Source organism: Paenibacillus terrae, assembly GCF_000943545.1.
Taxonomy (GTDB): domain Bacteria; phylum Bacillota; class Bacilli; order Paenibacillales; family Paenibacillaceae; genus Paenibacillus; species Paenibacillus terrae_A.
Map to the genome: position 1 here is coordinate 51,756 of NZ_JTHP01000024.1, position 24,661 is coordinate 76,416.

At 45.0% G+C, this 24,661-nt stretch carries 23 protein-coding genes and 1 riboswitch; of the genes, 6 read left to right on the plus strand and 17 right to left on the minus strand.

Features of this window, described 5'->3' with window-relative positions:
* Positions 1 to 29: 29 nt before the first annotated feature.
* The 3 genes from QD47_RS13460 to QD47_RS13470 all read right to left on the minus strand — a co-directional run bounded on the left by QD47_RS13460 (position 30) and on the right by QD47_RS13470 (position 3,016).
* Positions 30 to 1,028, minus strand: coding sequence for a glycosyltransferase (locus QD47_RS13460; RefSeq protein WP_044646615.1), 999 nt, complete (start codon positions 1,026 to 1,028; stop codon positions 30 to 32).
* Between the two features lie 52 nt (positions 1,029 to 1,080).
* A complete protein-coding gene (locus tag QD47_RS13465) occupies positions 1,081 to 2,118 on the minus strand; it encodes an aminoglycoside phosphotransferase family protein (RefSeq protein ID WP_200893436.1) in 1,038 nt (345 codons plus the stop codon).
* Between the two features lie 205 nt (positions 2,119 to 2,323).
* Positions 2,324 to 3,016 (minus strand): pectate lyase, encoded by a 693-nt coding sequence (locus QD47_RS13470; RefSeq protein WP_044646616.1) that lies wholly within the window; start codon positions 3,014 to 3,016, stop codon positions 2,324 to 2,326.
* Positions 3,017 to 3,584: 568 nt separating this feature from the next.
* On the opposite strand from QD47_RS13470, the gene QD47_RS13475 reads away from it, so the two are divergent.
* Entirely contained in the window at positions 3,585 to 4,157 is a 573-nt protein-coding gene (locus tag QD47_RS13475; RefSeq protein ID WP_044646641.1) for a shikimate kinase, read from the plus strand.
* A gap of 97 nt (positions 4,158 to 4,254) precedes the next feature.
* Here QD47_RS13475 and aroD read toward each other — a convergent pair whose 3' ends face one another.
* The 3 genes from aroD to QD47_RS13490 form a co-directional block, all read right to left on the minus strand.
* Positions 4,255 to 5,019 (minus strand): type I 3-dehydroquinate dehydratase, encoded by a 765-nt coding sequence (gene aroD / locus QD47_RS13480; RefSeq protein WP_044646617.1) that lies wholly within the window; start codon positions 5,017 to 5,019, stop codon positions 4,255 to 4,257.
* A gap of 105 nt (positions 5,020 to 5,124) precedes the next feature.
* Positions 5,125 to 6,384: an MFS transporter gene (locus QD47_RS13485; protein WP_044646618.1), complete on the minus strand. Its 1,260-nt coding sequence runs from the start codon at positions 6,382 to 6,384 to the stop codon at positions 5,125 to 5,127.
* 255 nt (positions 6,385 to 6,639) lie between these two features.
* Positions 6,640 to 7,551 carry a LysR family transcriptional regulator gene (locus QD47_RS13490; protein WP_044646619.1) on the minus strand — a complete coding sequence of 304 codons (912 nt, stop codon included), beginning with the start codon at positions 7,549 to 7,551 and terminating at the stop codon, positions 6,640 to 6,642.
* A gap of 177 nt (positions 7,552 to 7,728) precedes the next feature.
* Here QD47_RS13490 and QD47_RS13495 point away from each other — a divergent pair, with 177 nt between their 5' ends.
* A complete protein-coding gene (locus QD47_RS13495) occupies positions 7,729 to 8,919 on the plus strand; it encodes an MFS transporter (RefSeq protein ID WP_044646620.1) in 1,191 nt (396 codons plus the stop codon).
* Positions 8,920 to 8,948: 29 nt separating this feature from the next.
* Complete coding sequence (locus tag QD47_RS13500; RefSeq protein ID WP_044646621.1) at positions 8,949 to 9,839, plus strand: shikimate dehydrogenase; 891 nt, start codon at positions 8,949 to 8,951, stop codon at positions 9,837 to 9,839.
* A gap of 116 nt (positions 9,840 to 9,955) precedes the next feature.
* On the opposite strand, the gene QD47_RS13505 is transcribed toward QD47_RS13500, so the two are convergent.
* The 8 genes from QD47_RS13505 to desA form a co-directional block, all read right to left on the minus strand.
* Positions 9,956 to 11,182 carry an RtcB family protein gene (locus QD47_RS13505; RefSeq protein WP_044646622.1) on the minus strand — a complete coding sequence of 409 codons (1,227 nt, stop codon included), beginning with the start codon at positions 11,180 to 11,182 and terminating at the stop codon, positions 9,956 to 9,958.
* A gap of 196 nt (positions 11,183 to 11,378) precedes the next feature.
* Positions 11,379 to 12,380, minus strand: coding sequence for a Gfo/Idh/MocA family protein (locus tag QD47_RS13510; protein WP_044646642.1), 1,002 nt, complete (start codon positions 12,378 to 12,380; stop codon positions 11,379 to 11,381).
* 193 nt (positions 12,381 to 12,573) lie between these two features.
* Entirely contained in the window at positions 12,574 to 13,482 is a 909-nt protein-coding gene (locus QD47_RS13515) for an Rpn family recombination-promoting nuclease/putative transposase (RefSeq protein WP_044646623.1), read from the minus strand.
* 206 nt (positions 13,483 to 13,688) lie between these two features.
* Positions 13,689 to 14,330 (minus strand): deoxynucleoside kinase, encoded by a 642-nt coding sequence (locus tag QD47_RS13520; protein ID WP_044646624.1) that lies wholly within the window; start codon positions 14,328 to 14,330, stop codon positions 13,689 to 13,691.
* Positions 14,327 to 14,950, minus strand: coding sequence for a deoxynucleoside kinase (locus QD47_RS13525; protein WP_044646625.1), 624 nt, complete (start codon positions 14,948 to 14,950; stop codon positions 14,327 to 14,329). The genes QD47_RS13520 and QD47_RS13525 overlap by 4 nt, the downstream gene beginning before the upstream one ends.
* A gap of 181 nt (positions 14,951 to 15,131) precedes the next feature.
* Positions 15,132 to 15,731, minus strand: a complete 600-nt coding sequence (locus QD47_RS13530) for a response regulator transcription factor (RefSeq protein WP_025683815.1) — start codon at positions 15,729 to 15,731, stop codon at positions 15,132 to 15,134.
* Positions 15,728 to 16,861 (minus strand): sensor histidine kinase, encoded by a 1,134-nt coding sequence (locus QD47_RS13535; protein ID WP_044646626.1) that lies wholly within the window; start codon positions 16,859 to 16,861, stop codon positions 15,728 to 15,730. Before QD47_RS13535 ends, QD47_RS13530 begins: the two co-directional genes overlap by 4 nt.
* 72 nt (positions 16,862 to 16,933) lie before the next feature.
* The gene (desA, locus tag QD47_RS13540; RefSeq protein ID WP_044646627.1) at positions 16,934 to 17,989 is read right to left on the minus strand and encodes a Delta(5) desaturase DesA; all 1,056 of its coding nucleotides are present in this window, start codon (positions 17,987 to 17,989) and stop codon (positions 16,934 to 16,936) included.
* A 219-nt stretch (positions 17,990 to 18,208) separates the two neighbouring features.
* Positions 18,209 to 18,293, plus strand: a riboswitch (ZMP/ZTP riboswitch).
* Positions 18,294 to 18,405: 112 nt separating this feature from the next.
* Here desA and QD47_RS13545 point away from each other — a divergent pair.
* Positions 18,406 to 19,272: a bifunctional 5,10-methylenetetrahydrofolate dehydrogenase/5,10-methenyltetrahydrofolate cyclohydrolase gene (locus QD47_RS13545; protein ID WP_044646628.1), complete on the plus strand. Its 867-nt coding sequence runs from the start codon at positions 18,406 to 18,408 to the stop codon at positions 19,270 to 19,272.
* The gene (locus QD47_RS13550; protein ID WP_044646629.1) at positions 19,269 to 19,904 is read left to right on the plus strand and encodes a cyclodeaminase/cyclohydrolase family protein; all 636 of its coding nucleotides are present in this window, start codon (positions 19,269 to 19,271) and stop codon (positions 19,902 to 19,904) included. Before QD47_RS13545 ends, QD47_RS13550 begins: the two co-directional genes overlap by 4 nt.
* A gap of 180 nt (positions 19,905 to 20,084) precedes the next feature.
* Here QD47_RS13550 and QD47_RS13555 read toward each other — a convergent pair whose 3' ends face one another.
* Both QD47_RS13555 and QD47_RS13560 read right to left on the minus strand, forming a co-directional pair.
* Complete coding sequence (locus tag QD47_RS13555; RefSeq protein WP_044646630.1) at positions 20,085 to 21,107, minus strand: ABC transporter substrate-binding protein; 1,023 nt, start codon at positions 21,105 to 21,107, stop codon at positions 20,085 to 20,087.
* 314 nt (positions 21,108 to 21,421) lie between these two features.
* Positions 21,422 to 21,814, minus strand: a complete 393-nt coding sequence (locus QD47_RS13560; protein WP_044646631.1) for a winged helix-turn-helix transcriptional regulator — start codon at positions 21,812 to 21,814, stop codon at positions 21,422 to 21,424.
* Positions 21,815 to 21,956: 142 nt separating this feature from the next.
* On the opposite strand from QD47_RS13560, the gene QD47_RS13565 reads away from it, so the two are divergent.
* Complete coding sequence (locus QD47_RS13565; protein ID WP_044646632.1) at positions 21,957 to 22,631, plus strand: NAD(P)H-dependent oxidoreductase; 675 nt, start codon at positions 21,957 to 21,959, stop codon at positions 22,629 to 22,631.
* Positions 22,632 to 22,687: 56 nt separating this feature from the next.
* On the opposite strand, the gene QD47_RS13570 is transcribed toward QD47_RS13565, so the two are convergent.
* Positions 22,688 to 24,661: peptidase M28 (locus tag QD47_RS13570; protein ID WP_044646643.1), on the minus strand; the 1,974-nt coding region annotated here is incomplete at its 5' end.

Below are 24,661 nucleotides of genomic sequence, written 5' to 3' on the forward strand. Positions count from 1 at the left end.
TGGCTTTTAAATACTGCGACGTTACCTGCTCAGCTTAACCAATTCTCAAAAAAGTCCCGATACCCCTGCTTCATCACCCTGCTCGAAAACTTCTCCATGGCATACGCCTGGTTTTCCGTGGAAACCCGACGAGGTGAGGCGGTAGCCATATTGACCAGCTCGAACCAGTTTTTCTCATTGCCCGAAAAAGAGTGCGTGGAGCTGATATGTCCGTAGCAAGGATGCTCAGGCTTCACGACGATTTTCCCCATAGCCAGCGCTTCGGTCAGCGGCATCGCAAACGTGTCGAATTTGGAGCAGCTCCAGTATACTTTGGCCGTATTCATCAGCGCAAATACCTCATCCTGCGTCAACGCAAATTGGAGCTTCACATTGTCAGGGATATCGTACTTCTTCATGCTTTCCTTATAGCGTTCTCCGCCAAACACCATGTAAACTTCCTTGTCGGGATTATGCCGCGCATACTCCAATACCAGATCAGGACGCCGATTCTCCTCATCCCTTCCGATCCACATCACCCGATTCTCCACGACCTGCGAAGGGTCAAAATGCTTTTCCACCAGCCGCTCATTAAACCCAATCGGGATGACCGTCACATCGGTTACACCAAATTTGGATGCCATCTCCTGCTTGAGAAAGTCAGTCTGCACAATAGCCTTGTCCACGATCTGATAAAAAGGCTTCATCATCTCATAGCCTGTAAGCGCCGGATCAGGAAAACTGTGCGGAAAAAGCACGCTGTTTTTAAAGAACATTTTCAAATATGTAAAGCCGGATACCGTATAAATAACATCCTCAATCTGCTGCTCATGAAGCTGATCGAGTACCACGTCATAATTAACAAGATCACCCTTTTCATGCTCATAACCGGGAAGCCAGTCATGGCTGCTAACATGGCGCTCCGGTGACACAAATACGATATCCACGCCCAGCTCCAGCCCGATCTGCTTCAGACGTTCCGCAAAAATACGCGGGCCCTGCGCTTCGGCAAACTGTATTTTTCTCATGACCAAACCGACTTTTTTCATATATGTCCCCACCTTTGTTTACGATCTGTACACACGCTGTAGCTCAAACTCTTTATTCACACCTTCTGACTTGTCCCCATTCCAGCATCGCTGCGCATTGGTTCAAACAGGCTAACGCCTCGCCCCGTTGGGCTTCTAATTGCTCTTTTGACCATTTATCACCGTTTATATGCAATTTCGTTCCGATCCTTCGCAAATCACTTTCAATTAACAACAGCATCCACAGCGAAAATACCACAGCAAACATGCCATATTCTTGCATAAATGCGCCTCGCTCCAGTCCTGCTCCCAACAGCTCCAACTGCTCCAAATACCTGTCCAGCAAGCGAATTCGCAAGTCGGACGTTATACACCGGGGAAACAACGGGTGGGACATGTCGATCAGATGATACACATCCCAGAGCGGTGTGTTCAAATGGGCATGCTCCCAATCCAGCACCATTAGCCGCTCCCCACTCAGCGCATAGTTGCCCGGATGAAGATCACCATGAGACAACACAAGCTGCGGTGAAAAAGCGAAGTGATCCAGCTGTGCATACATACGCTGAACCTGCTGTTTAGGAAACCCTAACGAGCTGCAAAGCTTCAACACATCAAGCTTGCGCATGTACAACTCAGAAACCAAATCCTGAATGAGCGGCTTCGGGCCGCGCAGTGGAATTCCGGTAAAACGATCCGGCGGCAAAGCATGCCACCCTGCTACAAGTCCAACAGCCCGCAACATCGTTTGTTCTTCGTGTAGATGATGCAACGGACCAAGATCCTCAAAAATCATCCATTCTACTCCGCCATCTTCCTCTGAATCAGAGCAGGCAAGCAATCGGGGATAAACCGACGGTAGTGAAGGAAGTACATGCTCATACACCCATCTCTCCCGGCCTGCTTGCTCATCATTGGTTAATGGCTTGAACACATAACTCTCAGAAGGTGACACGTAAAAACGTTCAACATGCCGACCATTTGTACCTGTATATAAAACTTCCCGACTCCACACCTGCGTATCATTCAAAGTACCGTCAACATTCACATATGGATGAAATAGATTCATAGCTTCCCAACTTTTTTGTATAAAATGTAATAGCAAGATCATATCACAGTACTCGTTCTGAACGAAGCCCGGCTTGTCTTTTGAGCGTTCCAACGGTATCCTCCCGCGGCGCGAAAAACAAATAAAAGCTAAATAGGGGCTTGTCCCATCAGATCCAGACGATCTGTGGGACAGCCCCTATTTTCAATCTATACAAGGATAGAATCAAAATCTATCGATTTCCATCCCCGCTCCTATCCTGTTCCGATTAATATTTAGTATTGCCAGACTCACTCGTATTACCGGATTTAAAGCCTTTGAACAATTGTGGCACATTGTGATAACGAGTGTTCGTAATTTTAGCTGTGCTGTTAGGACCGTCCGATCTCAGGATCGAATCCTTTACATTGGAAATATCCGAGTTATCCAAAGTCATATTCACTCTGAAGGTAGAGCCGCCCAGCTGGCGAACCAGTTTTCCGATATCATCGGCTCTAAAGTTTTTAATGTTAATCGTGCCCTCGGCATTGATTTGGAAGACTTTATCATATGCATGGAACGCTCCACCGCCCGTAATGTTTACCGTACCTTTTTCTTTAAGCGTCAATGCATCTTCACCTACATCCTCCCACGTTACGTTGGAAATGGTTCCGTTGCCATACACATGCACACCATCCGCAGCAGGCGCAGCAATGATCACATTTTTCAAAGTTGCACCATTTTCAAGCTTGAAAATAGGCTTTTGGGCCTCAGCCTGGCTTCCGTCACCCAAGGTTTTTGGATCAGCGGCTACCGTCTTCCCCTTACCATCGTATACTTCTCCGGCTTTTACAAGAATGGTTTTACTAACGACTTCTGGAGCTGCATGAGCAGAATAATTGCCAACAAATAAAGCGACCAGCATACCTGATAAAGCGATACTCATTCCCTTTTTCAATACTTTGGCTGTTCTTGTGTTCATTTCAATTCATCCCTCTCGAAGATATTTTTTTATTCCTGTCTCACAATTCTTCGTTGACTAGAGTGCGTAGACCGTATCACCACCTTCGTACAATGAACCCATTGACCAATACACGTCTGTGAAATATATATTATTATTTACATATGTATACTTGGTATTTGGTTCAAAGTTATCAAATTACATAAATTTAATTAAACACAAATTGTAAATACAGCGATTACATTTACAATTTGCATAACTCTATTATAATCCAACTTCCAGTAATTTCAATATATTTTTCGGCAAAATATGTCCTTTTTTTCAATTAAGTACACAATATTGCCTTTTTTATGCTTGTACAAGTTTATTTTTCGAGAAATTACGCATGAAATTACTTTATGAACTAATCCGTCCGTCTTACATGTTCAATATCATCCATATGGTGATGAACACCATTTTATCTTGTACCTTTCTCCTAAAGTGATCTATGCTATTGAATGACACGTTTGATGAACGTATAATGTATTTATGTATTTAGCGCTTTGAAGCGTTACATCTCAACATTACTGGTGAGAAAAGAGTGGTTATGGTGCAAAACAAAAGAGAGATTCCATTAAGAGAACAGAATATTGTGCTCATTGGCTTTATGGGTGTAGGCAAAACAACGATCGGTTCCCATCTCGCGCGCAAGCTGTATCGGGACTTTGTGGATATTGATCAGGAGATTGAACAAGAGTACAACATGCCGACAACAGAAATTTTCAAAACATATGGAGAAAAAAGATTCCGTGAGATTGAAAAAGATCATATTCTCAAACTATGCAGCAATACCCGCCTGAAAGTCATCTCGGTTGGTGGCGGTGCCTTTTTACAAGAAGAGGTTAAACAGGCTTGCCTGGCTTCATCTATCGTCTTCTTTTTAGATTTAAATTGGGAATCCTGGAAGGATCGACTCAAGATGCTCATCGATACCCGTCCCAACCTGCAAAACAAGAATTTGGACGAAATCGAAGCTCTTTTCCGTTCCAGACAGGACATTTACGCGGTAAATCACTCCAAGATCAATACAGATCAGCTGGATGCGGAAGAAGTCGCAGACTATATTATTCAAACTCTAAATCTCGGTTGGGAACTGTATGAGCCTACTCGTGGATTGAATTAGAGTTACAAAAAGGAAGGTTCCATCATGCTTACTGCATGCGGACCTTCCTTTTTTGGATGCTGGCACTTGGGTTGTCAGCATTAATACCATGTGTCTTTTATGAATGACTGTGCAGCACTGTTAATATCTCTCTCAGTTCAGTGACAGGTATCTGCCCCGGCGCGGAAGCTTTCTTAGCGGCACCAAAGGTTAAAGCCGAACCAAACAGCTCTCCGGTCAGACGGCTCACGACACCTTTCCCCGCCATTGACATCGTAATAATAGGCCGATCTGCATATTCCTCTGCCATGGTACGGGTGGCATCCAGCAAGGTCAGCACATCGGCTGTACTTGTCGGCATAACCGCTATTTTAGGCAAATCGCCTCCCAGCTCCTGCGCCTTACGCAACCGAGATACGATTTCCTCCTTTGGCGGCGTCTTCTGGAAATCGTGGTTGGATATAATCACGGATACGTTATGCTTATGCGCAGCTTCCACCAGCACCTTCACATCGGCTTCGTCATTAAAAAGCTCCACATCAATGATATCTATCTGTCCCGTTTCGGCTGCCATGCGATTCAACTCCACATAACTCGCCGTACTGATTTCCTTTTCCCCGCCTTCCCGGGCACTACGGAACGTAAAGACGAGCGGGATATTTGCCAAGATGGACCGGATTTCAATCAAGGCCTCCTTAACTTTCCCCAAATCCTCTACATGCTCGAAAAAATCGACTCTCCACTCTACGATATCCAGGTCGAGTGTACGCAAATGTGCAGCTTCTTCCATCAGTTGCTCCAACGTTTCTCCCACCATCGGGACGCAGATTTTAGGCGCTCCTTCACCGATCAGAACATCTTTTACCTTAACGATTTTTGCCATATCTAACTCACTCCTAAATAACAGTTTTAAGTCGAACATTTACAATATTTCATAGTATAACGCATTCTGAATAAGCCTGCTGATGATTAGGCCCGGTTTGTTGGCTTACTCCGGATCAAGCGCGATTTTAGGGGACAATTTGCGACTTGATGGAAAAATGGTACTGTACCGGAAATTAACAAACACGGCCAGCACAATACCCACCACATTTACAATCAGAGCCAGCATAAAAACACTGGATATTTGAGAATGCTTCAAAAGAAAGCCTGTAAACACGGGGATGACCGTGTACGATACTGAAGTTGCTGTGTAAATGAACCCGGTGATCTGTCCTTTTCGTTGACTGAAAAACTCACTCATTACGGTCAATGTCAGTTGAAGCACACCCGAAATGGAAAATCCGATGATACATGAGCTAATAATGGCCGCAGCATGTGATTTGAAAAGGAGTAGTGCTCCAAAGGCCAACAAAGAAATGCATGGATAAATGAGAATAATGTGAACCGGTTTGATCCACTTTCTTAACACAATCACCAATACAAATACGGAGACGAGAGAACCGACATTGTAATAGACTAATAATCTCAGGGACTCTGATTCAGTCATACCGATAAACTGCTGTCCAAAAGTAGGCAGCCACAACTGAACAATATACAGCAAGGTAGGCCCGGTAAAGCCGAGAACAATAAGGCAAAGCCCTTCCTGCCAGAAGCGCGGCTTGCTCCGGTCATTTGCTTTTAGCTCTACCGTTTGTTCCACGTTAGATACAGATGTATCGTGAACTGGTTCCTTGGGCGCCTGAACCCGCATGTCTGGAAATTTCATTTTGAACAGGTAAATCGCATTCAGACCAAATATAAGTGCAGGTAAAAAGAACGAGAACCCGTAAAAAATATCATGGTTCATAAAAAAGATAATCATTAACGGTAAAAACGCCGCCCCGATGGATATAAAACCTCTCACCAACACGGTAGCAGAACCGGAGGATTGGGGAAAAGCTTCGATCAGAGCTGGATAGGTGCCTGAATCGAGAAAAGAATTCGCTACGCCTGCCAGCACAGCCAGCACCATCGCAATTTCAAAGCTGGGGCTTAGCGGTATACCAACTAAAAAAACGGCCATTAGTAGCCCCGCGGCCACAATAAACGGCTTGCGACCATAACGGTCGGAAAGCACCCCGGATATGTACAGCGTAAACAGCCTGCCAAATCCCATTGCGGATACCAGAAGACTGATTCCCGCCTGATCTGTATGCAAATGCTCGGTTAAAAAGGACATGTGTGACGCCAGCATAATGTTAAACATACCGAACAAAAGATAGTTTACATAAAGGCCGGACGCCACTGGAAAAGAAGAACGTTTCATCGTGAATTCACCTGCTTTTGTAAGTGAGCATTTTGCAACAATCCCAAGAGCGATTTCAAATCAGCAATATATAGATCGAAACGGTTTAGTTCGTCTATCTATTGTACTTTCGAGCGTCGGGAATCGAATTATGCAAAATGCTGAAGTAAGTCTTGTAGTGTCACAAATGTGAATCATTTCACATTACCTGTGTCGATGATGAAGTATAGAACACATTTTAAAATTTATCAAGTTTAAATATTGGGAGAGACACATTTAAACATGCTGATGCGTTTTCAAATAAAATTCCTCACCGTAGCTTAGCGCAAAGTTCCGAAAGTCCACTACAGCCGGGGATAAATACCTGTTTTTGATGCTCGCCAGATAGATAAAACGCTCGTATTCGGGATTAACAATGGGCAATGTTTTGACGTTAAAATAATCCAACGATGAAATTCGGGGCATGACCGCAATTCCGTAATTCACAGATACCAGCCCTGCCATCGCCGTGTCCTCTTCAATCTCGCAAATGATCTCTGGAGTAACTCCTACTTTGGCGAATAAATTTTCAATAATGGGACGGATACCGCTTTTTTTGTTAAAAAAGATAAAAGGGTAAGCTGCTGCATCCTTGAGATCGATTTGGTTCAGGGAAGCCAGCGGATGATCTGGTGAAACAATAACAACAAGCTCCTGCTGAGCCAATGGAATGAATTCAACGTCCGGTTCATTTTCCATGTGCGAACAGAACGCCACATCATAATGCTCCTGCTTCAAGCCCTGGATAATATCGTTCGTATTCCCTTGGTGAAAAGAAAAGGATATGTCTTTACGGGCATCCGAGGCCGAGAAGGCTTGAATGATCGCTGGAATGAAGTGGGAGCCTAACGTGTAAATGAACGCCAGATCCACATTCCCATGACTTGGGCTAACCAATTCCCGCAAGTTGTGCTCTCCCTTCTCCAATTCATCCATCGCATGCTCCACATATTTCAGGAAAAATCGTCCGTATTTGTTCAGCCGAATATTCCTCCCCTGCTTTTCAAACAAATGAACCCCCAGATCCTTTTCTAATTCTGAAATCGCATGGCTTAAACTGGGTTGAGTAATACATAGTCGCACAGCTGCTTGTGTAAAGTGCTCCATCTCTGCAAGTACACGAAAATATTGTAAGTGCTTCAGGTTCATAATTATGCCGTTCCCTTCTTTAATTTATATTTTAAATTATAGACCTAAACTATGGAAAACGATAGAAATATGCATTGGATTTATAATAACACTCCTTATATAATAAAGACATAGAAACAATGTGAATTTTTTCACTATTAGACCATGGATCTAAAACTTAAGTTGGGAGCTACACTCATGAAAAATCCTTATATCAGAATGGCAACAGGGCTTTACATCAACTATTTTCTTCTGGGTATGATCAATGTTATCCTCTCCTCGAATATGAGCTTCCTGACCGTGCAATTGAACACGGATAAAGCAGCCATCGGTTATCTGGTATCAGCCATCGGGATCGGTAAGTTGCTGGCTCTCGGGGTAGCCGGGAAAATGTCAGACAAATACGGAAGAAAGCCGCTCGTTGTGATTGCATCATTTGCTTATTTAATTTTCCTGATCGGTATTCCCCTTGCCCCTAACTATACGTTGGCATTCGTATTTGCCATTATCGCAGGGCTTTGTAACTCCATGATGGATTCTGGAACGTATCCCGCATTAATTGAAGGTTTCGGAAAAAAAGCCGGTTCTGCAACCGTCTTGGTCAAAGCATCCATTTCTATCGGTGCCATTGTTATTCCGTTCATGATTGCATTCTTTATCGATCACAATATGTTCTATGGCTACTCCTTCTTTATTCCGGCAGGTATTTATCTGCTAAGCGGTATCTTCTTGTCGATGACAGCCTTCCCCAATCACAAAGCTGAGGAACAAAAAGCTACAACCGAGGCTGCTCAATCAGTAGATACATTCCGCACCGAACCTAAGTTTTGGCAAGAGGGTCTGTCTCTGATCATTATCGGCTTTACTTCCACTGTATTGTTCATGATTGTACAGCTATGGCTACCTACCTTTGGTCAAGAGGCCCTGGGCATGGAGAAAGCCAGTGCCATTAAACTGCTAAGCTACTATAGTATAGGTTCGTTGGTTTCCGTTATTCTGTTAGCTGTGGTGCTTGGCCGATTCATTAAACCCATTACCGTCATGATTGTGTATCCGTTTATTGCACTGCTTTCCTTGCTGGCTTTAATTACATGGCACAATCCTGTAGCTACTATAATCAGTTCGTTCTTAATCGGATTGTCTACCGCAGGTATATTCCAAATTGCTCTCACCGTTATGACGGAATTTTTCCGCAAGAATAAAGGGACTACGACTTCTCTCGTGAACATTGCAGCCAGTCTTTCGTTCATTCTGATGCCGTTAGCTACCGGGGGAATGTCCAAGAGCCTCGGAATTACTTCCGTGTTCATTCTGGATATTGCGATTGCCGTAGTCAGTATTTTGCTGGCCGTGTTTGTTGCTTATCGATATAAAAAAGTGTTTCATTAAACTACACAGATAACTTGGAGGCTTATATCATGAAAAATGCTGGGCGTATTGACGGAAGAACACAATTAATCGGATTGCTTGCTACACCGATCGGACATTCTTTGTCCCCGGCTATGCATAATCTTGCGTTTGAAAAACTGGGCCTGAACAACGTGTATATGGCCTTTGAAGTAGGAAATGAACAACTGGAAGAAGTGGTACGGGGGATGCGTGCTCTGAACGTACGTGGTTATAACGTGTCCATGCCAAACAAAACAGCCATTGTGCAGTACCTTGACGAGCTGGATGACAGCGCTAAATTTACAGGTGCCGTCAACACCGTCGTGAACACGGATGGCAAGCTGAAAGGCTACAGCACAGACGGATCTGGTTATGTTCGTAACTTGCGTGAACATGGTATTGATCTGAAAGGTAAAAAAATGACACTCGTCGGCTCTGGCGGAGCAGCTACACCCATTGCTATTGAAGCAGCTCAAGCAGGTCTGGCTGAAATTTCAATCTTTGCCCGCAACGATCAGTTCTTTGCCCGTGCGGAAGAAAATGTCCGTATTATTAATGAAGATATGAAACACACCCAAGTCAAAGCAAATATATATCCTCTGGAAGATCAAGAACAACTGCGTGAAGAGATCCGCACAAGTCATATTTTCGCAAACGGAACAGGTGTCGGCATGAAACCACTGGAAGGCAAAAGCGTGCTTGAAGATGTATCCATGCTTCGTTCCGACCTGATCGTGACCGATGTAGTATACAGCCCGGCTAAATCCAAGCTGATGGAACAAGCCGAATCCGTAGGTGCAACCGCCATTAACGGTCTGGGCATGATGCTGTGGCAGGGCGCACTTGCTTTCGAGCTGTGGACAGGCCAGGAAATGCCGGTCTCTTATATTAAAGAACAGCTTTTTGCTGACAAGCTGTAAACATAGAGCTACTAACAAACGCATCAAGCAATGAATTCCTTCTATTATATACTCATTTATGTACTCAAAAGACTATGCTCGGCGAATGAACACTTCTGCCATGCATAGTCTTTTTATTAATCCTTATACGGATCGAACTCATTCGCCCCCGCCATACATACTCCAATAGGCTTGAGCTCATGCAGAACCTCCACCGTCTCAGTATGAGCGTCCAGCACCTCACGCAGCTTGCGGTAAACGAACGGGCTTTCATCCGTACCCGCTCCGCGCAGCTCGACACCATAGTCCTGTACGGCCTCCTTCATCTGCAAGTCCGTAATCTGCCCGCCGCTGCGCGTACGGGTTTTCCAGTTCATTTTACCGGCTGCCTGCGTACGGCTCATAATGCGTCCTGCACCATGAACTGTACTATAGTAGGAATCGCGATTTTCTATCGTATCCCTTCCACGTACAATCACCGAAATATCGCCCATGCTTCCGCCAATAAAACCCGTTTGGCCAGGAGCCGAGGGAGTAGCGCCTTTGCGGACTACAATCGTGTCACGTCCATCATGCTGTTCTTTCCAGGCATAATTATGGTGGTTATGCACGGCAAAGTCCGCTTCGGTGCCCATAATACCAAGCACCTGTTCTATCACATAATCCCGTCCCGCATAAGCGTAACGCCCGGCAAGCCGCATCGCACGGTAGTACATGTCTCCCAGCTCACTATTCATGTTCAGCAGGATGGGCGGCTGATCCATATGCTCTCCCGGCGCTTTTCCGAGAAATTCTCGTCCTGCCGCCAAATTTAGAAATCCGCTTGCTGTTTTGTGTCCAAAGCCCCGGCTGCCAAAATGATTTGCAATCCATACCTGCCCTGTCGCTTCCTCCACAAATACATCAACAAAATGATTGCCGCTCCCCACCGTACCCAACTGGTCTCTTGCCAAGGATTTCAGCTTGTCATGCTCCTGTTTCCCAATCGCAGCATATACCGCCCAATCCGGGTCATCGAACAGCTCATGATCTACCTGAACCGCATTTACACGGCCTACGCCAAAGGAAATATGATGTGCAATCTCATCCATAATGAATGAAATACGCGGCAAAACATCTGCTGCAAACAGCTTGGTTCTAACCGCCTTATTTCCGCATCCGATATCATACCCGACACCCGAAGGTGAAATTTGTCCGTCATATACCATCACGCCGCCAATCGGCTGACTGTAGCCTTTATGATGATCCGCCATCAGCAGCGCCTGAATCACATTACCGTTCTCGGCACAAGTACGGGCTTGAGATAATGCTCCTGCATCGGGCGCTCCCCATACTCGTACTCCATTGATTTCCTGATAAGCCACCGTTTCATCCTCCTGTATTTAACTTCATATTCAAACGTTGAACTTGTTATTAGCATTATGTATGTTTTACCAGCTTTCGAACAGGGTGAAAGTATTACAAGCACAGCAGCAGGTGTCGCGTAAGAAAATGAAAAAGATATCCATGCAGCCAATAAGGCTGTAGGATATCTTTTTTTAGGTGGAAGTATTTAACAGACTAATGTGCAGACGTATTTTTCAAATCCGCTTCAAATCGAAGACCAATTTGCTGTCTTGCATCCTCCATCACTTCGGCGACTGCGAGTGAACACTCCAGCGAATTAATGGAGCTATTACGTTCTCCGCTTTTAATCAGATCAATAAATTCCTGAATTTCATAATACATCGGTTCACGGGTCTGTGCTTTCGTCAGATCCTCAATCGTGCCGTCCCGATAATGAATTTTCACCTCATACGGCTGGCTTATTTTGTCGATCACCATCGTTCCATTCTCACCCTGAATTTCGGCAGGCAAATATGAATCGGTAATCTTGGAATGCATGACGACGGCGTCCATATCCGGATATCGCATAGCGATGCTGCCTTCCCCATCTACACCAGAGGACAGAAGCACGCCAACCGCGCGAACTTCCTCCGGTTTGCCGAACAATGCCACCATAGGATAAAGGCAATAAACCCCAAGATCCATCAAGGAGCCATTCGAAAAAGACGGATTAAAGGCATTCAGCACTTTTCCTTGCTTAAAAGCATCAAAGCGTGATGAATATTGACAATAGCTTGCAAAATAACGCCGGACCCGACCAATTTTATACATATGATCCTTAACGATTTTAAAGTTTGGCATAAGCGTGGACTTAATGGCCTCCATCAGCAAAACATCATTGTTGTGCGCAGCCTCAATCATGCTCTGCACCTCCGTTGCATTGGAAGCAAACGGCTTCTCGCACAGCACGTGCTTTCCGTGATTCATACACACAATCGCTTGCTCCGCATGCAAGGAGTTGGGACTGGCAATGTATACGGCATCCACCTGATCACTTGCAGCCATTTGCGCCAGGTCTGTAAATACCTCTGGATGGCTGCTGTACTTGGCGGCGAAGGCTTTGCCTTTATCCTCTGTTCGTGAGTACACCGCCGTCAGGGCAAATTCGTCCGTCTCTACCGCGGCTTGAATAAATCTCTCCGTTATCCAGTTGGTTCCAACAATACCAAAACGTATCACAGTATCCCATCCTTCCCCGTGAGTCATTTACATTTAATATATGTATCTATTCTCGCATTCTAGCCTAAGCTTGTCCACTATACGGTTAGGCATACTTCGTCCTTAGAGCTTCTCATTCGACAAAAAAAGACTGCGGCCATCAGCCAAATTCATTCTGATTGTACCACAGTCCTTGTATGTTGTTTCTGATTTATACTTTCAGCGAACGCACCTCTGACTCAGATAAGCCAGATGCTTTTACAATCACATCAATTTCAAGCCCCATATTCAGCATATTTCGTGCAATTTCAATTGCCTTCTGGCGCTCTCCTTCAACTTTACCTTCTGCTTTACCTTCAGCCTTTCCCTCTGACTTACCTAGCTTCAAGCCTTCTTCCCTTGCGCCTTCGATCATGGAAGCCTCATCATGCAGGTATTTTTGTCGGGCTTCATACTGTAAACGCGCCTCTTTATCCTGACTTAGAAACTCCAGCGTAGTCATCGCCTTTTTCAAACCAGGTTCATTCATGGCTAGTACCTCCCATTGAGATGGATTACTTCCCTTTAGAAACAGAAGCCAGTTGACCAAGCCTCCACTACCAGCCGGAATCTCGTGCTCATCCAGTTTGGGCAGTTCCAAAAAATGCAACTCCATATCATCACTAAACGGGATGCCCGTACGGTCCTCTGTCAAATGAAACACATTATGATAACGACTGTTCGGTAGGAAGGAATAATTCAAAATGTTGATCGTTACACACTTTCTCAGCAGCTTATAGGATTGGCCTTCATACAATTGTCCTGCATACTGCTTACTCCAATAAAACAAAGTTCGTTTATCCATGTCATACTTATTGAAAAGCTGCATCTCCACATTAATGAGCTGACCTTCCGACGTTCTGGCCCGAATATCCAAAATAGACTGCTTATCACGTGGTGCGTCCTTATCCGTATACGGATTCAAAAGTACAATTTCCGTTAATGGAGGTTTCCCCGCTTCCTCAAAGGTACGATTTAGAAAAGTTAAAAGTACATCACGATTTTCCTCGCTTCCAAAAATGCGCTTAAACAAAAAGTCATTGCGGGGGTCCAGCATTTCTACCACTAGAATCAGCTCCATCTGCTCATATTATACCACGACAATGAATAAGAAAGCACAGTAAAGAACGTATGTTCTCATATCCATCAATCAAAATATACCAGCTTCATGACCGCCAATCCATATTCCTGATGGATCATTTTCAGCGTGCTTACCTGCATAGATGTGCAAGGCTTTTAGAAATGTGTAACACAAAAAAAACCGTCCTCACGGACGGTCAATATTCTTTATTTTTTAGAAATTACCTTGCCTACCTCTACCAAAATGGCATCCATAGAAGCGGGGTCATGCACGTCATATTCATCAATGTTCAGACGCAGCACAGGACAGGCATCGAACTCGTTGATCCAATTGGAATACCTGCGATACATTTGCTCCCAATAAGATCGCTCGGTCTGGATCTCCATTTCACGACCGCGCTCCTCGATCCGGCTCAGTATGGATGGCAAGCTGCCTTCCAGATAGACCAGTACATCCGGGTGCGGGAAAAATGGCGTCATCACCATCGCCTCAAACAGACTGGTATACGTTTCATAATCCGTAGGGTTCATCGTCCCCTGATCGGCATGCATTTTCGCAAAAATTCCTGTGTCCTCATAAATCGAACGGTCTTGCACAAAGCCTCCACCGGACAAGAAAATATTTTTTTGCTCCTTGAAGCGCTCAGCCAGAAAATAAATTTGCAGATGAAAGCTCCATCTTTCGAAATCATGATAAAACTTCTCCAGATAAGGATTATGATCCACCTTCTCCAGTGAGGTTTTAAAGCCCAGGCGTTCAGCCAAAGCAGCCGTTAGTGTGGATTTCCCCACACCTACCGTGCCCGCTACCGTAATCAGGGCATTCGCGGGAATGTTGTATTTATTCATTGAATAAGCTCCTTTACATCAGAAACAATCTGTTCAAATTGTGCTCGGTTTTCTACAAAATCAATCTCATTCCCGTTAACGGTCAATATCTTGGGAAAAGGAGCCTGCTTGGCGAGAAATTGTATGCCATTATCATAATCGGTGATGAGCTGCTCCAGATATGCCGGGTCCATCTCCTGTTCAAAGGAGCGTGCCCGTTTGCGAATTCTGCCCAGCAACGTATCCAAATCGGCTTTAATATAGATAATCATATCCGGCTTAGGCATATCGTCGGTGAGCAGATGATAGATTTGGCGATATTTTTCGAGCTTCACACCCTTTAGGGTTCGCTCAGCAAAAATCAGATTTTTATAAATATGATAGTCGGAAATAACAGGCTGTGCTTTCTCGATATATTGCAGGCCAGTATCCTCCAGTTGCTTGTACCGATTGCAGAGAAAGAACATTTCCAGTTGGAAGCTCCACTCATCTATATTTTGATAAAATTTATCGAGAAACGGGTTCTCCTCGACAATCTCTTTAATAATCGGTATATGCAGCTCCGTTGAAAGCATGGAAGCCAACGTCGTTTTCCCTGCTCCGATCGGCCCTTCAACGGCTATAAATGGGGCTTGTTTCATACGGTTCCGTTCCTCCTTGTACTTCGGTCCATCCCATGGACAGCTATCCTATTGTATCACAAGGAAGTAGGCTAAAGGCATATACTTTCTCTTATGTATCCTCCGATAAAACAACAAAACAGGGGAGCTATGTCTTCCTTCATAGCTCCCCTGTTTCTCCTTGAACATTTCTGCCTTACGCTTATTTAAACCAGCCTTTTTCATTAAAACGCGTAATCGCCTCAATCCGGTTGCTGACACCCAGCTTATCCAGAATGACTGAAATGTAATTGCGCACCGTCCCTGTCGTCAGGTACAGCTCACCGGCAATCTCTTTGGTGTTCTTCCCGTCAGCAATGAGCGCCAAGACGGTCTTCTCACGCTCGGTCAGCGGGTTAACTTCGGCATAAGCATCATCGACCAGCTCTGGAGCATAAATGCGGCGGCCTGCCATAATACTTCGAATCGAGGAAGCCAGTTCTTCACTGGGACTGTCCTTGAGCAGATAACCGTGCGTGCCTGCCTTGATGGCCCGTTCAAAATATCCGGGACGGGCAAATGTGGTCAGAATCAGCACCTTGCAATTCAAGCCTTTGAGTTCCTCAGCCGCATCCAATCCGCTTTTGATTGGCATTTCGATATCCATGATACATATATCTGGCTGATGTAGCTTGACCAGCTCTAAAGCCTCTTCCCCGTTGCTTGCTTTTCCGACTACTTTCATGTCCTCTTCCAAGTCCAGCAGGGAGGCCAAAGCACCCAGCAGCATACGCTGGTCTTCCGCAATGACGATTCGAATCATGGCCCCACCTCCTCATTTGGCTTTTCAGTAATATTCGGCACTTTAATAATCAGGGCCGTTCCCTGATCTGAACGCAGCTCCATACACCCGTTCACAAACTCGAGCCGTTCCTTCATCCCTTGCAGACCATTCCCCCGAAAGGCTGCATTTTCTCCCGTCATGCCGACTCCATTGTCCTGAATCCGAAGGGTCAGCTCCTTACGAGACGGCTCAATGGCAATGGAGCAGGCTGTAGCGCCACTGTGCTTAACCACATTGGTCACCGCCTCTTTCATGCACATACTGAGCACATTCTCGTTCATTAAAGACGTATGCTCCAGCTTCGGATCGCCCTCCAAGGTAAATTCAATGTGAGCAGCCTTTAAAATCTGCCGAATACGCAGCAATTCATCCTCTAATCGCATACCTCGCATCTGAGTGACCATTTCCCGCACTTCTTTTAACGCACTTCTCGCCGTAAGACGAACATCGTTAATTTCAGCGTGAGCCCGCTCCGGGTACTGATCCATCAGCTTGCCAGCCAAATCACTTTTCAGTCCGATGAGTGACAGCTTCTGACCGAGAGTATCATGCAGGTCGCGCGCAATTCTTTGCCGCTCCTCCAGCTTAATCAATTCCGATATTTTCTTATTGGCATCCTCCAATTGCACTTGAAGCCGATCACTTTTATTTCGGTTAAAAGTGGTTATCGGAATCAAGATTACACCAAGCAGATTCAGCAGAATAAAAGGAAGCTGCTTAATAAAAACAGGATCTTGAGCTACGAAGCCGTAATTGATCAATCCAATGGTACAGACCATCAGAACAATATACAGTGTAGTGAATGCGGCCTTGCTTTTCATATTACCGATCAGAAAGGCGATAAATATGGAAAAATACATATAGCTGAATAACAACGTCATGGTAATGGATATCGCAATCTGTACACTGGTCCAGAAGTAGATCAGCCAGCCTTGAGAGACAAAAGCCAGTACATAACAAGCAAAAAACACTAAAATAATGGCGGTACCCAGCACAATATGGCTTGTAGATGAGGAGCTAAAATAATAGAAGGGCAGGATATAAAAGACGACCCATACATAAGGGTTAAGTCCCGTATTTCTTTGGAAAATCTGATACCATTTTTGCATCCTGCCCACCCTTTATCATTTCACTAATTCAGCTTATAACCCTTATCTTATCATACCGTGTTTCGTACAAAGTTATTTTCTTTCTGTGCTCACAACAGGTGTAGGGACGGGTTTCGTAACGGCAGCACGTTTGCTGAGCAACGGCTTCACTTGTTTAAAGGTCAAAAAGGTTTTCGTGCTTTCATCCCAAAGCCGGAACTTCAGAGATTGCAGACTTGTGCTCACCGTGATAGTCGTCGCTTTTTGAAGCTGCGGGGTGGCATCATGCGCCTTCTCCAAATTGTAATTCGGTACTTTCGGACTCAAATGATGAACGTGATGGAAGCCGATATTGCCCGTAATCCATTGCAACACCTTAGGAAGCTTATAATAAGAGCTGCCTTCTACGGCTGCATTAATATAGCTCCACTCTTCATCATGCTCAAAATACGAATCCTCAAACTGATGTTGTACATAGAACAACCAGATTCCCAGCACACCTGATACAAAAAAAATAGGTGCCTGTATCAAAACAAAATTCTGCCATCCGATGGCCCAGCACAACAGAGCGTACAATACGACGAGGGATACATTCGTCAAATAGGTGTTCATTTTTTCCTTGCGTTTTGCCTTCTTTGTGTTAAAGCGATAGGAAATCAAAAAAGTGTAGATCGGACCGAGTCCGAACATCCCCCATGGACTCCGGTATACACGATAAGCCAGTCGTGTCCATGCAGAAGCTTCTACATACTCTTCCACCGTAAGCACCCACATATCACCTGTGCCTCGTTTGTCCAGATTACTGCTGGTTGCATGGTGGATCGCGTGGCTATTTTTCCATTGGTCATACGGGCAAAGTGTAATAATACCTGTAATCGTGCCCACAATGTCATTCAGCCTGCGGCTTTTGAAGAACGATTGATGACCGCAATCATGAAAAATGATAAATGCTCGTATAACAAATCCGGAAGTAATAATAGTAATCGGAAGAGTCAGCCAATACGATACCGACAGACTAAGATAAGCGGCATACCATAGCAGGATCAGTGGACCCAGGGTATTAATGAGTTGCAGAACGCTGGATTTCGTGTTTATTTTCTCATAGGGAGCCATATTTTTTTTCAATTGGGCTAATGGGAGTTGTGTCATACTTAATGTTGATCCTCCTTTAAAATGACGCCTGTATCTTGATCTCGTCAGGCGTACATGTTGATCTAACCTCAGTATAAAGAGATACCTGTGTTCGCTGTAGTCATAAACGTCATTTTGGGAGTATGACATTTGTCATATAGACAAATAACATGACCTCTTTGCCAAATGTTCACTGCTTTCTTTTCGGAAGATTATTTGTTAAAATATAAGGTAAATAACGCTGTATGTGACTGGCGAAGTCAGTGGAATCAACCACGAGGGAGCATACAATGAAAGCGTGCCGTTCGCCTGGGAGAAGTATTTGCAGAGGATTCGTCTGTCGTGACGACCTTGTGCAAATACTTTTTTTCGTTTTACAAGACTATAACACCTTGTTATTCCATTATGCGATAAATTTAGAGGAGGTTCAAACTATGGCTATCATTATGAAATCCAAAGAAGCAGCTGAGCAAGTGTATGCAACGATCCGTACCAAGGTAGAACAAATGAAACAGCAAGGGCATCGCCCTCATTTGGCAACACTGTTGGTAGAAGGCGATCCTGCCTCTGCCTACTACGCCCGGACCAAGCAAAAAATAGCGGAGAAGCTGGGCATCTCCTTTCATCTCCATACCTTTGACCGCCATGTAAGCGAAGCCGAACTCCTTCACCTGATCGGCAGCCTGAATGAAGCCTCCCATATACATGGTATTATGCTGGAATTGCCTCTTCCCCAGCATCTATCCGCCTCCGTCATTAAACAATCCATCGCCCCATACAAGGATATTGATGGAATTACCCCAGGCAACAAGCTGGCTACCGTTACAGGTGAAAGCGGATTGTATCCCGCTACGCCTCAAGCCTGTATTGAGCTGCTCAAGCATTACGGTCACACCTTGGCAGGCAAAAATGTCACCCTTGTCGGCATAGGACAGACGGTGGGACTCCCCCTTTTTCACATGCTGCAAAGAGAAAATGCCACCGTTACCGCCTGTCATGCAGGCACACGTGATATTGCAGAGCATTTGAGCCATGCAGACATTGCCTTTGTCGCAGTCGGATGCCCTGATGTGATTACACAGGATATGGTTCATCCCGGTCTGATTTTGGTAGATGCGGGAATTAACGAGACGCTGGAGGGAAAAATAGTGGGGGATGCCGCTTTAGACGTTGGGGAAAAGGTACATGCGATTTCTCCGGTTCCCGGCGGTGTCGGCACATTAACAACTGCGATTTTGTACAAGAATCTGCTCAAAGCAATAGATCTGCAACACTACTCCAGAGAGGTGGCCTATTCATGAGTGAACTATCGTGGAGTGATTCCATCGGACATTTTCTAAGAGAGGCTGGAAGTGCAGCACCTACTCCCGGCGGAGGAAGTGTATCCGCACTGACAGCGGCACTGGGCGCGGCTATGACCTCCATGACCGTCAACCTTTCCCAAGGAGAAAAGTACGCGCATGTTTATGGACAAATCACCGAAGTGATTCACAGCATGGAAAACCTGTCCACGCGCTGTGAGGAACTGATGACCGCAGACATTCAATCCTTTGAACAATACATGACCGCATTGCGCTTGCCCAAAGAAACAGACGAAGAAAAACGCTATCGTACCCATTCCCTACAGACCGCGGTGATCGCCGCCATTGAGGTGCCGATGCGTTTGCTGGAAGTATGCCGGGACGGAATGCAGCGTGCCTATAGTATTGTGGAGCTGTCCAACAAAAATGTCATTTCTGATCTTGGTATAGGCGCGATTCTGTTCGAGGCTGCCGCCCAATCAGCCCTGCTCACCGTTGAAATTAACCTTGCTTCACTGAAAGATTTGGATGCCAAACACGCCTATGAAGCGAAAACGGCTGCGCTCATTCGTGAAATTGGACAAATCAAAGCGCAAACCTTATTGATCGTACGCAGCCGAATAACGGGCTAAGAAATAACCTCCAAATCCATCTCTAAGCATGGGTTTTTGGAGGTTATTTTATTCGAATAGATTTGTTTTGGATATCTTAGAATGTAACCGATTGCAATAAAAAACTATCTCACAAAAAAGCACCCCACCCATGGTCATACTGCCCATGTAGTAAAGTGCTTACAAATGTGGATCATATACTTATTTTTTCGCTTTATTCTCTGTTTCTCTTTCAATCAGCATATCCACGATCATATCAATCTGTCCGTTAATGGCGATCGGATCATAGCGATAGTACGTATCAAAATCGTTAAAGAACACTCTATTGTTCTTCACCGCAGGCAGGTTCCCCCACACAGCGGACGATTTCAGCTGCTTAAGCGCGTCTCCCTTTTTCTCCGGGTCATAGGTTGTCAGGAACATATAATCTGCGGCGTACTGTGGCAATACCTCCAGCGAAAGCTGTACAGTTTGTTCCTTGGAGTTGGTCGTTTTCTTCGGCATGTTCAGCTTGAGTGCATTGTATACCGCTTGTCCTCCACGACCTGCATTGTCACCGAAAATCCAAAGAGCGTTTTTGTCCGTCAGCTCATACAGACCAAAGGTAGCATTGGGATCAATGACGCCTTTAAGACGTTCGCGGCCTTCGGCAGCCTTTTTATCAAATGCAGCAATAAATTGCTCTGCCTTCTCTTTCTCCCCGGTGATATCACCAAACAGCTTGACCGTATCGTAAATATTCGTAGTCGTTCCGTATGGAATATACAGCGTAGGTGCAATTTTGGACAATGCCTCATAGTTGGTATCCTTCATCACCACGATCAGATCGGGTTTGAGTTCCAGCGTCTTCTCCAAATTGGTCGGGTCCCCCACCTCTTTGGTCCCCTTTTCCTTGAGCAAATCAGTTGTGAAAGGATTTTGAAAGGCCGTCGGCTCCACACCCACCACATTAGCCCCTACGGACAGTAATTCTCCGCCGTAAAAATCCGTTACAATGCGCTGCGGTTTGACTGGAATTTGAATATCCCCTTTGACCGTTTTAAAGCTTCGCGTTTGTCCGTCTGTCGTATCAGCGTTTTTCTCACCAGTGGAAGCTGACTCTTGCTTATCTCCTGGAGATGAAGCGGAATTACTTCCATTGCTGTTTCCACCGCAAGCGCTAACGAATACAGACAATACGAGCATCATTGCAGCCAAAATAAAAAACGATTTTTTCTTCAACATATTAGCCCCCTATGTATTGTAAAATTGACCTTTTCAATTGCGTGATAATGATTATCAATATCGTATGAAATATATCAGGCAGCTTCCCTGCTGTCAACTTAAAATCGAAGCTTCAAAAAAGAGAGGAACTGGAGAATACCTGACCAAATCATCCGATGAGTGGTTCATTCTTATGAATCATTTGATTCCAGTCTCTCACTGGATTTATGCAAAATGCTCTTATTGATAAAGCGTAAAAGGCACTACGATATATGCTCTAGCATACGATCGTAAGTGCCTTTTTCGCGTACCTGTATTGATAGATGAACATCCCTCTACAAGCCGGGCTTGGATGGCTCCATGCAGCTTTCTGATGAACGATGCCTGGTTTTATATTCTTCTCCCCAATCCTTCATTAAGTTAATAATCGGAGTCAGAGTTCTTCCAAATTCGGTTAGAGAATATTCGACTTTGGGAGGAACTTGCTGATAGACTTCACGGTGAACTACACCATCCTCTTCCAGCTCGCGTAACTGGAGCGTCAGCATGCGCTGAGTGATCCCCGGACAGATTCGCCGAAACTCACTAAACCGCTTGGTTCCATACATTAGATGATATAAGAGAATCCCTTTCCATTTGCCTCCAATCACATCCAGTGTGTACTCCACCGGGCAGGCCTGATCCTTTCCATCGGGACATTCTCCAAAGCCGCCTTTCCGATTTCGCATAGGTATTTTTCCTCCTAGTATCATTTTGTATACTACAGCACATTAATGTGCGTACTTCTAAAACGGTCATGTATATTCTAATATTAAGCATGCCACTTGATAAGCGTCAATTCAATCATTATTCACAAGGAGTGAATGAACTATGGAAACCTTAACAACTGCTAAAAATCAAATCTTATCTGCATATGAGTTCAGACATGCTACCAAAGAATTTGACAGCCATAAGAAAATCAGCGACTCGGACTTCGATTTTATTCTCGAAACAGGTCGTTTATCCCCCAGCTCGTTCGGCTTTGAGCCCTGGAAGTTCGTTGTCGTCCAAAGTAATGCTATGCGTGAGAAGCTGCTGCCTTACTCTTGGGGGGCCAAAAAACAGCTACCTACAGCGAGCCATTTTGTACTCATTCTCTCCAGACTGCCTAAAGACATGTTGGCCTCATCCGACTATATCAAGGGTGTAATGGAAAACGTACAGCAATTGCCTGCTGAAGTGGCTCAAGGCAAAGCAAAGGTATATGATGCCTTCCTGAAATCGGATTTTGGGCTGGAGGAAAATGAAAGAGCGATGTTCGAGTGGGGTTGCCGACAAACCTACATCGCACTGGGCAATATGATGACAGCGGCAGCTCAAATCGGAATTGACTCCTGTCCAATCGAAGGTTTTAATAAAAATAAAATTGAACAAATTCTTTCCGAAGAAGGCATCATGGATGCCGAGCATTTCGGCATTTCCTGCATGGTGGCTTTTGGATACCGTCTGAATGAGCCACGTGGAAAAACTCGGCGACCTGCGGATCAAGTTATTGAATGGGTATAACTAAAGGACGAGTAGACCAAAAAGAACCGAAAGCGATATGCTCTCGGTTCTTGTTCTTACTGATAGTTCACTTCTTCTGCGAAGTAAATCTCCTTCAAACGATCCTTAACGCGCTGAATTTCCTCTGCTGTTAACGGAGCCGTAGGCTTTAGCTTGAAGTTTCTTCCGGTGACATAGCTTACATCCGTTTTCAAATCTATGTTGTTGTATGGTGTCTTCGGAACCGGACTACGGGTATAGTCAGTAAAATCAATAATGGACCATGCCGCATCTCCATCCTCCCTGGATAAAATGATCCGCTGTGAGGCGTTTTCAGTCCACAAGTAACGCAGATTGGCCGGCGAATTATTGGAGTCCATGGTCGTCTTAAAGCCGGAGCCCCTAAACATGAGTGAAAATTCCGAATGATCATTATTCGATCCAGCTGACGATTCATAAATCTGTTTCAGCCCGTCCACTCCCACAATCTCGACCTCACGGTCAGCAGGGAAGTGATTCACAAAATTATCCCATATTTGAGACATGTTATGTTTTTTGGCAAACGAGTTGATGTCCAGAATAATGGACATGTAGTTTACCGTATTTAAACGTTGATAAGGATTATCCAGATATTGCTGCGCTATATACAGTTGTGGTGCCGCATCCGTTTCATTCACATATGGGTCACCTGGATGGAGCGTCCAGCGTGAGGAATCTTTTGTATAGCGTGATCCAATGGGATCAATCGTAATCGAGTTCATAAACACGATACCGCTATTATCGGTAAGCCCCTGTGCGGGAACAATCGGATTATCCTTATTGGACCAGTAAGGCATCAAAGGTGAACCCTCACCATACATGTTGTTAACATTATACTGTGTAGCCGACCATCCCATGGCTGAAGTGATCTTATAATGATCTTTAAGCCATTGGGTCTGCTCAGGATTCACCGTAAAGCTGGTCAATGATTTAGGAAGATACTTCCGATATTGGTCTGTATCCATGCTTTCAAACACCGAGGGTGATCCCATCGAACCGCCTTGGTGCAGCTCATTGAGTGCATTATAACGATACATATACAACCACTCGTTCATCCGTGCTTTCCATTTAGGAAGATCATACAGGTTATTCGCATACCCGTCCAAAATCCCGACTTCATCGCCATACTGATCCACGTATTCCAAAACCTGTTTAAGCTGCGGGCGATTCGTGTCTACAAAAACAAATGTATTTTCCATGGCCCAGGTCACTTTTAAGTTGGGGCCAAAGTGATCCATCAGCAATTGACGAGCCTGCTTAATTTGGTCTACCGTGGTCGTATCTCCCGCTTCTCTTCCCTGCAGCATCATGGAAACAGCAAAATATTGCTTTTTGCGTTCTCCTGGTACTACAGTTAACTCGGCATCGGATATGAAGTGAATTCCCTGAGATGGTGATTCAACCTCGATCTTGAATGGAATGACAGAGTTCACTGCCGGAATCAGATGCAGATTGGCAATATGTCCATCCTCATCAAATATTCCTCTGGAATCCTCTATTTGAAGCTTCAAGTCTGACGGCAACAAACCGGGCGGTATGACCTCTCCCTTTGCATTGTGAAATACATAGGGCATGCTCCAGGCCACAGGGTCTAGAGTAGTGGCCTGTGAAATGGTGTACGTCGCCAAGTATACAGACCTGATTACACTCGGGTCCTCTGCTGGAGGAGTCATCCCTTTCACGATCAGCTTGGTCTGTGCTTTTAGCACCTGATAGGGTTTGGAAATTGTGACTTCTATCTCTACAGGAATGTAATCATCAGCAGAAGGAATATTTTCGGAATGCGCAATTTTCCCATGCTCATCGAAAACACCTAATGTATCACTAAATGTGTAAGTGACACTTGTGACGCTGGCATCAGGAATGCTTACCAAACGCCCTTTATTGTAGAGCTCAAAGGACAGCTGATACGAAGGATACGTTTCCGGTTGATTTACCAACTCCGGCGCCTTGATTACGACCTCATCCACTACAAAATCCGAAGAGTGATCCGGCGGCGTCACTGGTGGTGT

Excerpts from the sequence above, each read along its gene's own strand:
- QD47_RS13460 (WP_044646615.1), bottom strand. The coding sequence starts at position 1,028 with ATGAAAAAAGTCGGTTTGGTCATGAGAAAAATACAGTTTGCCGAAGCG.
- QD47_RS13465 (WP_200893436.1), bottom strand. The coding sequence starts at position 2,118 with ATGATCTTGCTATTACATTTTATACAAAAAAGTTGGGAAGCTATGAAT.
- QD47_RS13470 (WP_044646616.1), bottom strand. The coding sequence starts at position 3,016 with ATGAACACAAGAACAGCCAAAGTATTGAAAAAGGGAATGAGTATCGCT.
- aroD (WP_044646617.1), bottom strand. The coding sequence starts at position 5,019 with ATGGCAAAAATCGTTAAGGTAAAAGATGTTCTGATCGGTGAAGGAGCG.
- QD47_RS13485 (WP_044646618.1), bottom strand. The coding sequence starts at position 6,384 with ATGAAACGTTCTTCTTTTCCAGTGGCGTCCGGCCTTTATGTAAACTAT.
- QD47_RS13490 (WP_044646619.1), bottom strand. The coding sequence starts at position 7,551 with ATGAACCTGAAGCACTTACAATATTTTCGTGTACTTGCAGAGATGGAG.
- QD47_RS13495 (WP_044646620.1), top strand. The coding sequence starts at position 7,729 with ATGAAAAATCCTTATATCAGAATGGCAACAGGGCTTTACATCAACTAT.
- QD47_RS13500 (WP_044646621.1), top strand. The coding sequence starts at position 8,949 with ATGAAAAATGCTGGGCGTATTGACGGAAGAACACAATTAATCGGATTG.
- QD47_RS13515 (WP_044646623.1), bottom strand. The coding sequence starts at position 13,482 with ATGGAGCTGATTCTAGTGGTAGAAATGCTGGACCCCCGCAATGACTTT.
- QD47_RS13520 (WP_044646624.1), bottom strand. The coding sequence starts at position 14,330 with ATGAATAAATACAACATTCCCGCGAATGCCCTGATTACGGTAGCGGGC.
- QD47_RS13525 (WP_044646625.1), bottom strand. The coding sequence starts at position 14,950 with ATGAAACAAGCCCCATTTATAGCCGTTGAAGGGCCGATCGGAGCAGGG.
- QD47_RS13530 (WP_025683815.1), bottom strand. The coding sequence starts at position 15,731 with ATGATTCGAATCGTCATTGCGGAAGACCAGCGTATGCTGCTGGGTGCT.
- QD47_RS13535 (WP_044646626.1), bottom strand. The coding sequence starts at position 16,861 with ATGCAAAAATGGTATCAGATTTTCCAAAGAAATACGGGACTTAACCCT.
- desA (WP_044646627.1), bottom strand. The coding sequence starts at position 17,989 with ATGACACAACTCCCATTAGCCCAATTGAAAAAAAATATGGCTCCCTAT.
- QD47_RS13545 (WP_044646628.1), top strand. The coding sequence starts at position 18,406 with ATGGCTATCATTATGAAATCCAAAGAAGCAGCTGAGCAAGTGTATGCA.
- QD47_RS13550 (WP_044646629.1), top strand. The coding sequence starts at position 19,269 with ATGAGTGAACTATCGTGGAGTGATTCCATCGGACATTTTCTAAGAGAG.
- QD47_RS13555 (WP_044646630.1), bottom strand. The coding sequence starts at position 21,107 with ATGTTGAAGAAAAAATCGTTTTTTATTTTGGCTGCAATGATGCTCGTA.
- QD47_RS13560 (WP_044646631.1), bottom strand. The coding sequence starts at position 21,814 with ATGCGAAATCGGAAAGGCGGCTTTGGAGAATGTCCCGATGGAAAGGAT.
- QD47_RS13565 (WP_044646632.1), top strand. The coding sequence starts at position 21,957 with ATGGAAACCTTAACAACTGCTAAAAATCAAATCTTATCTGCATATGAG.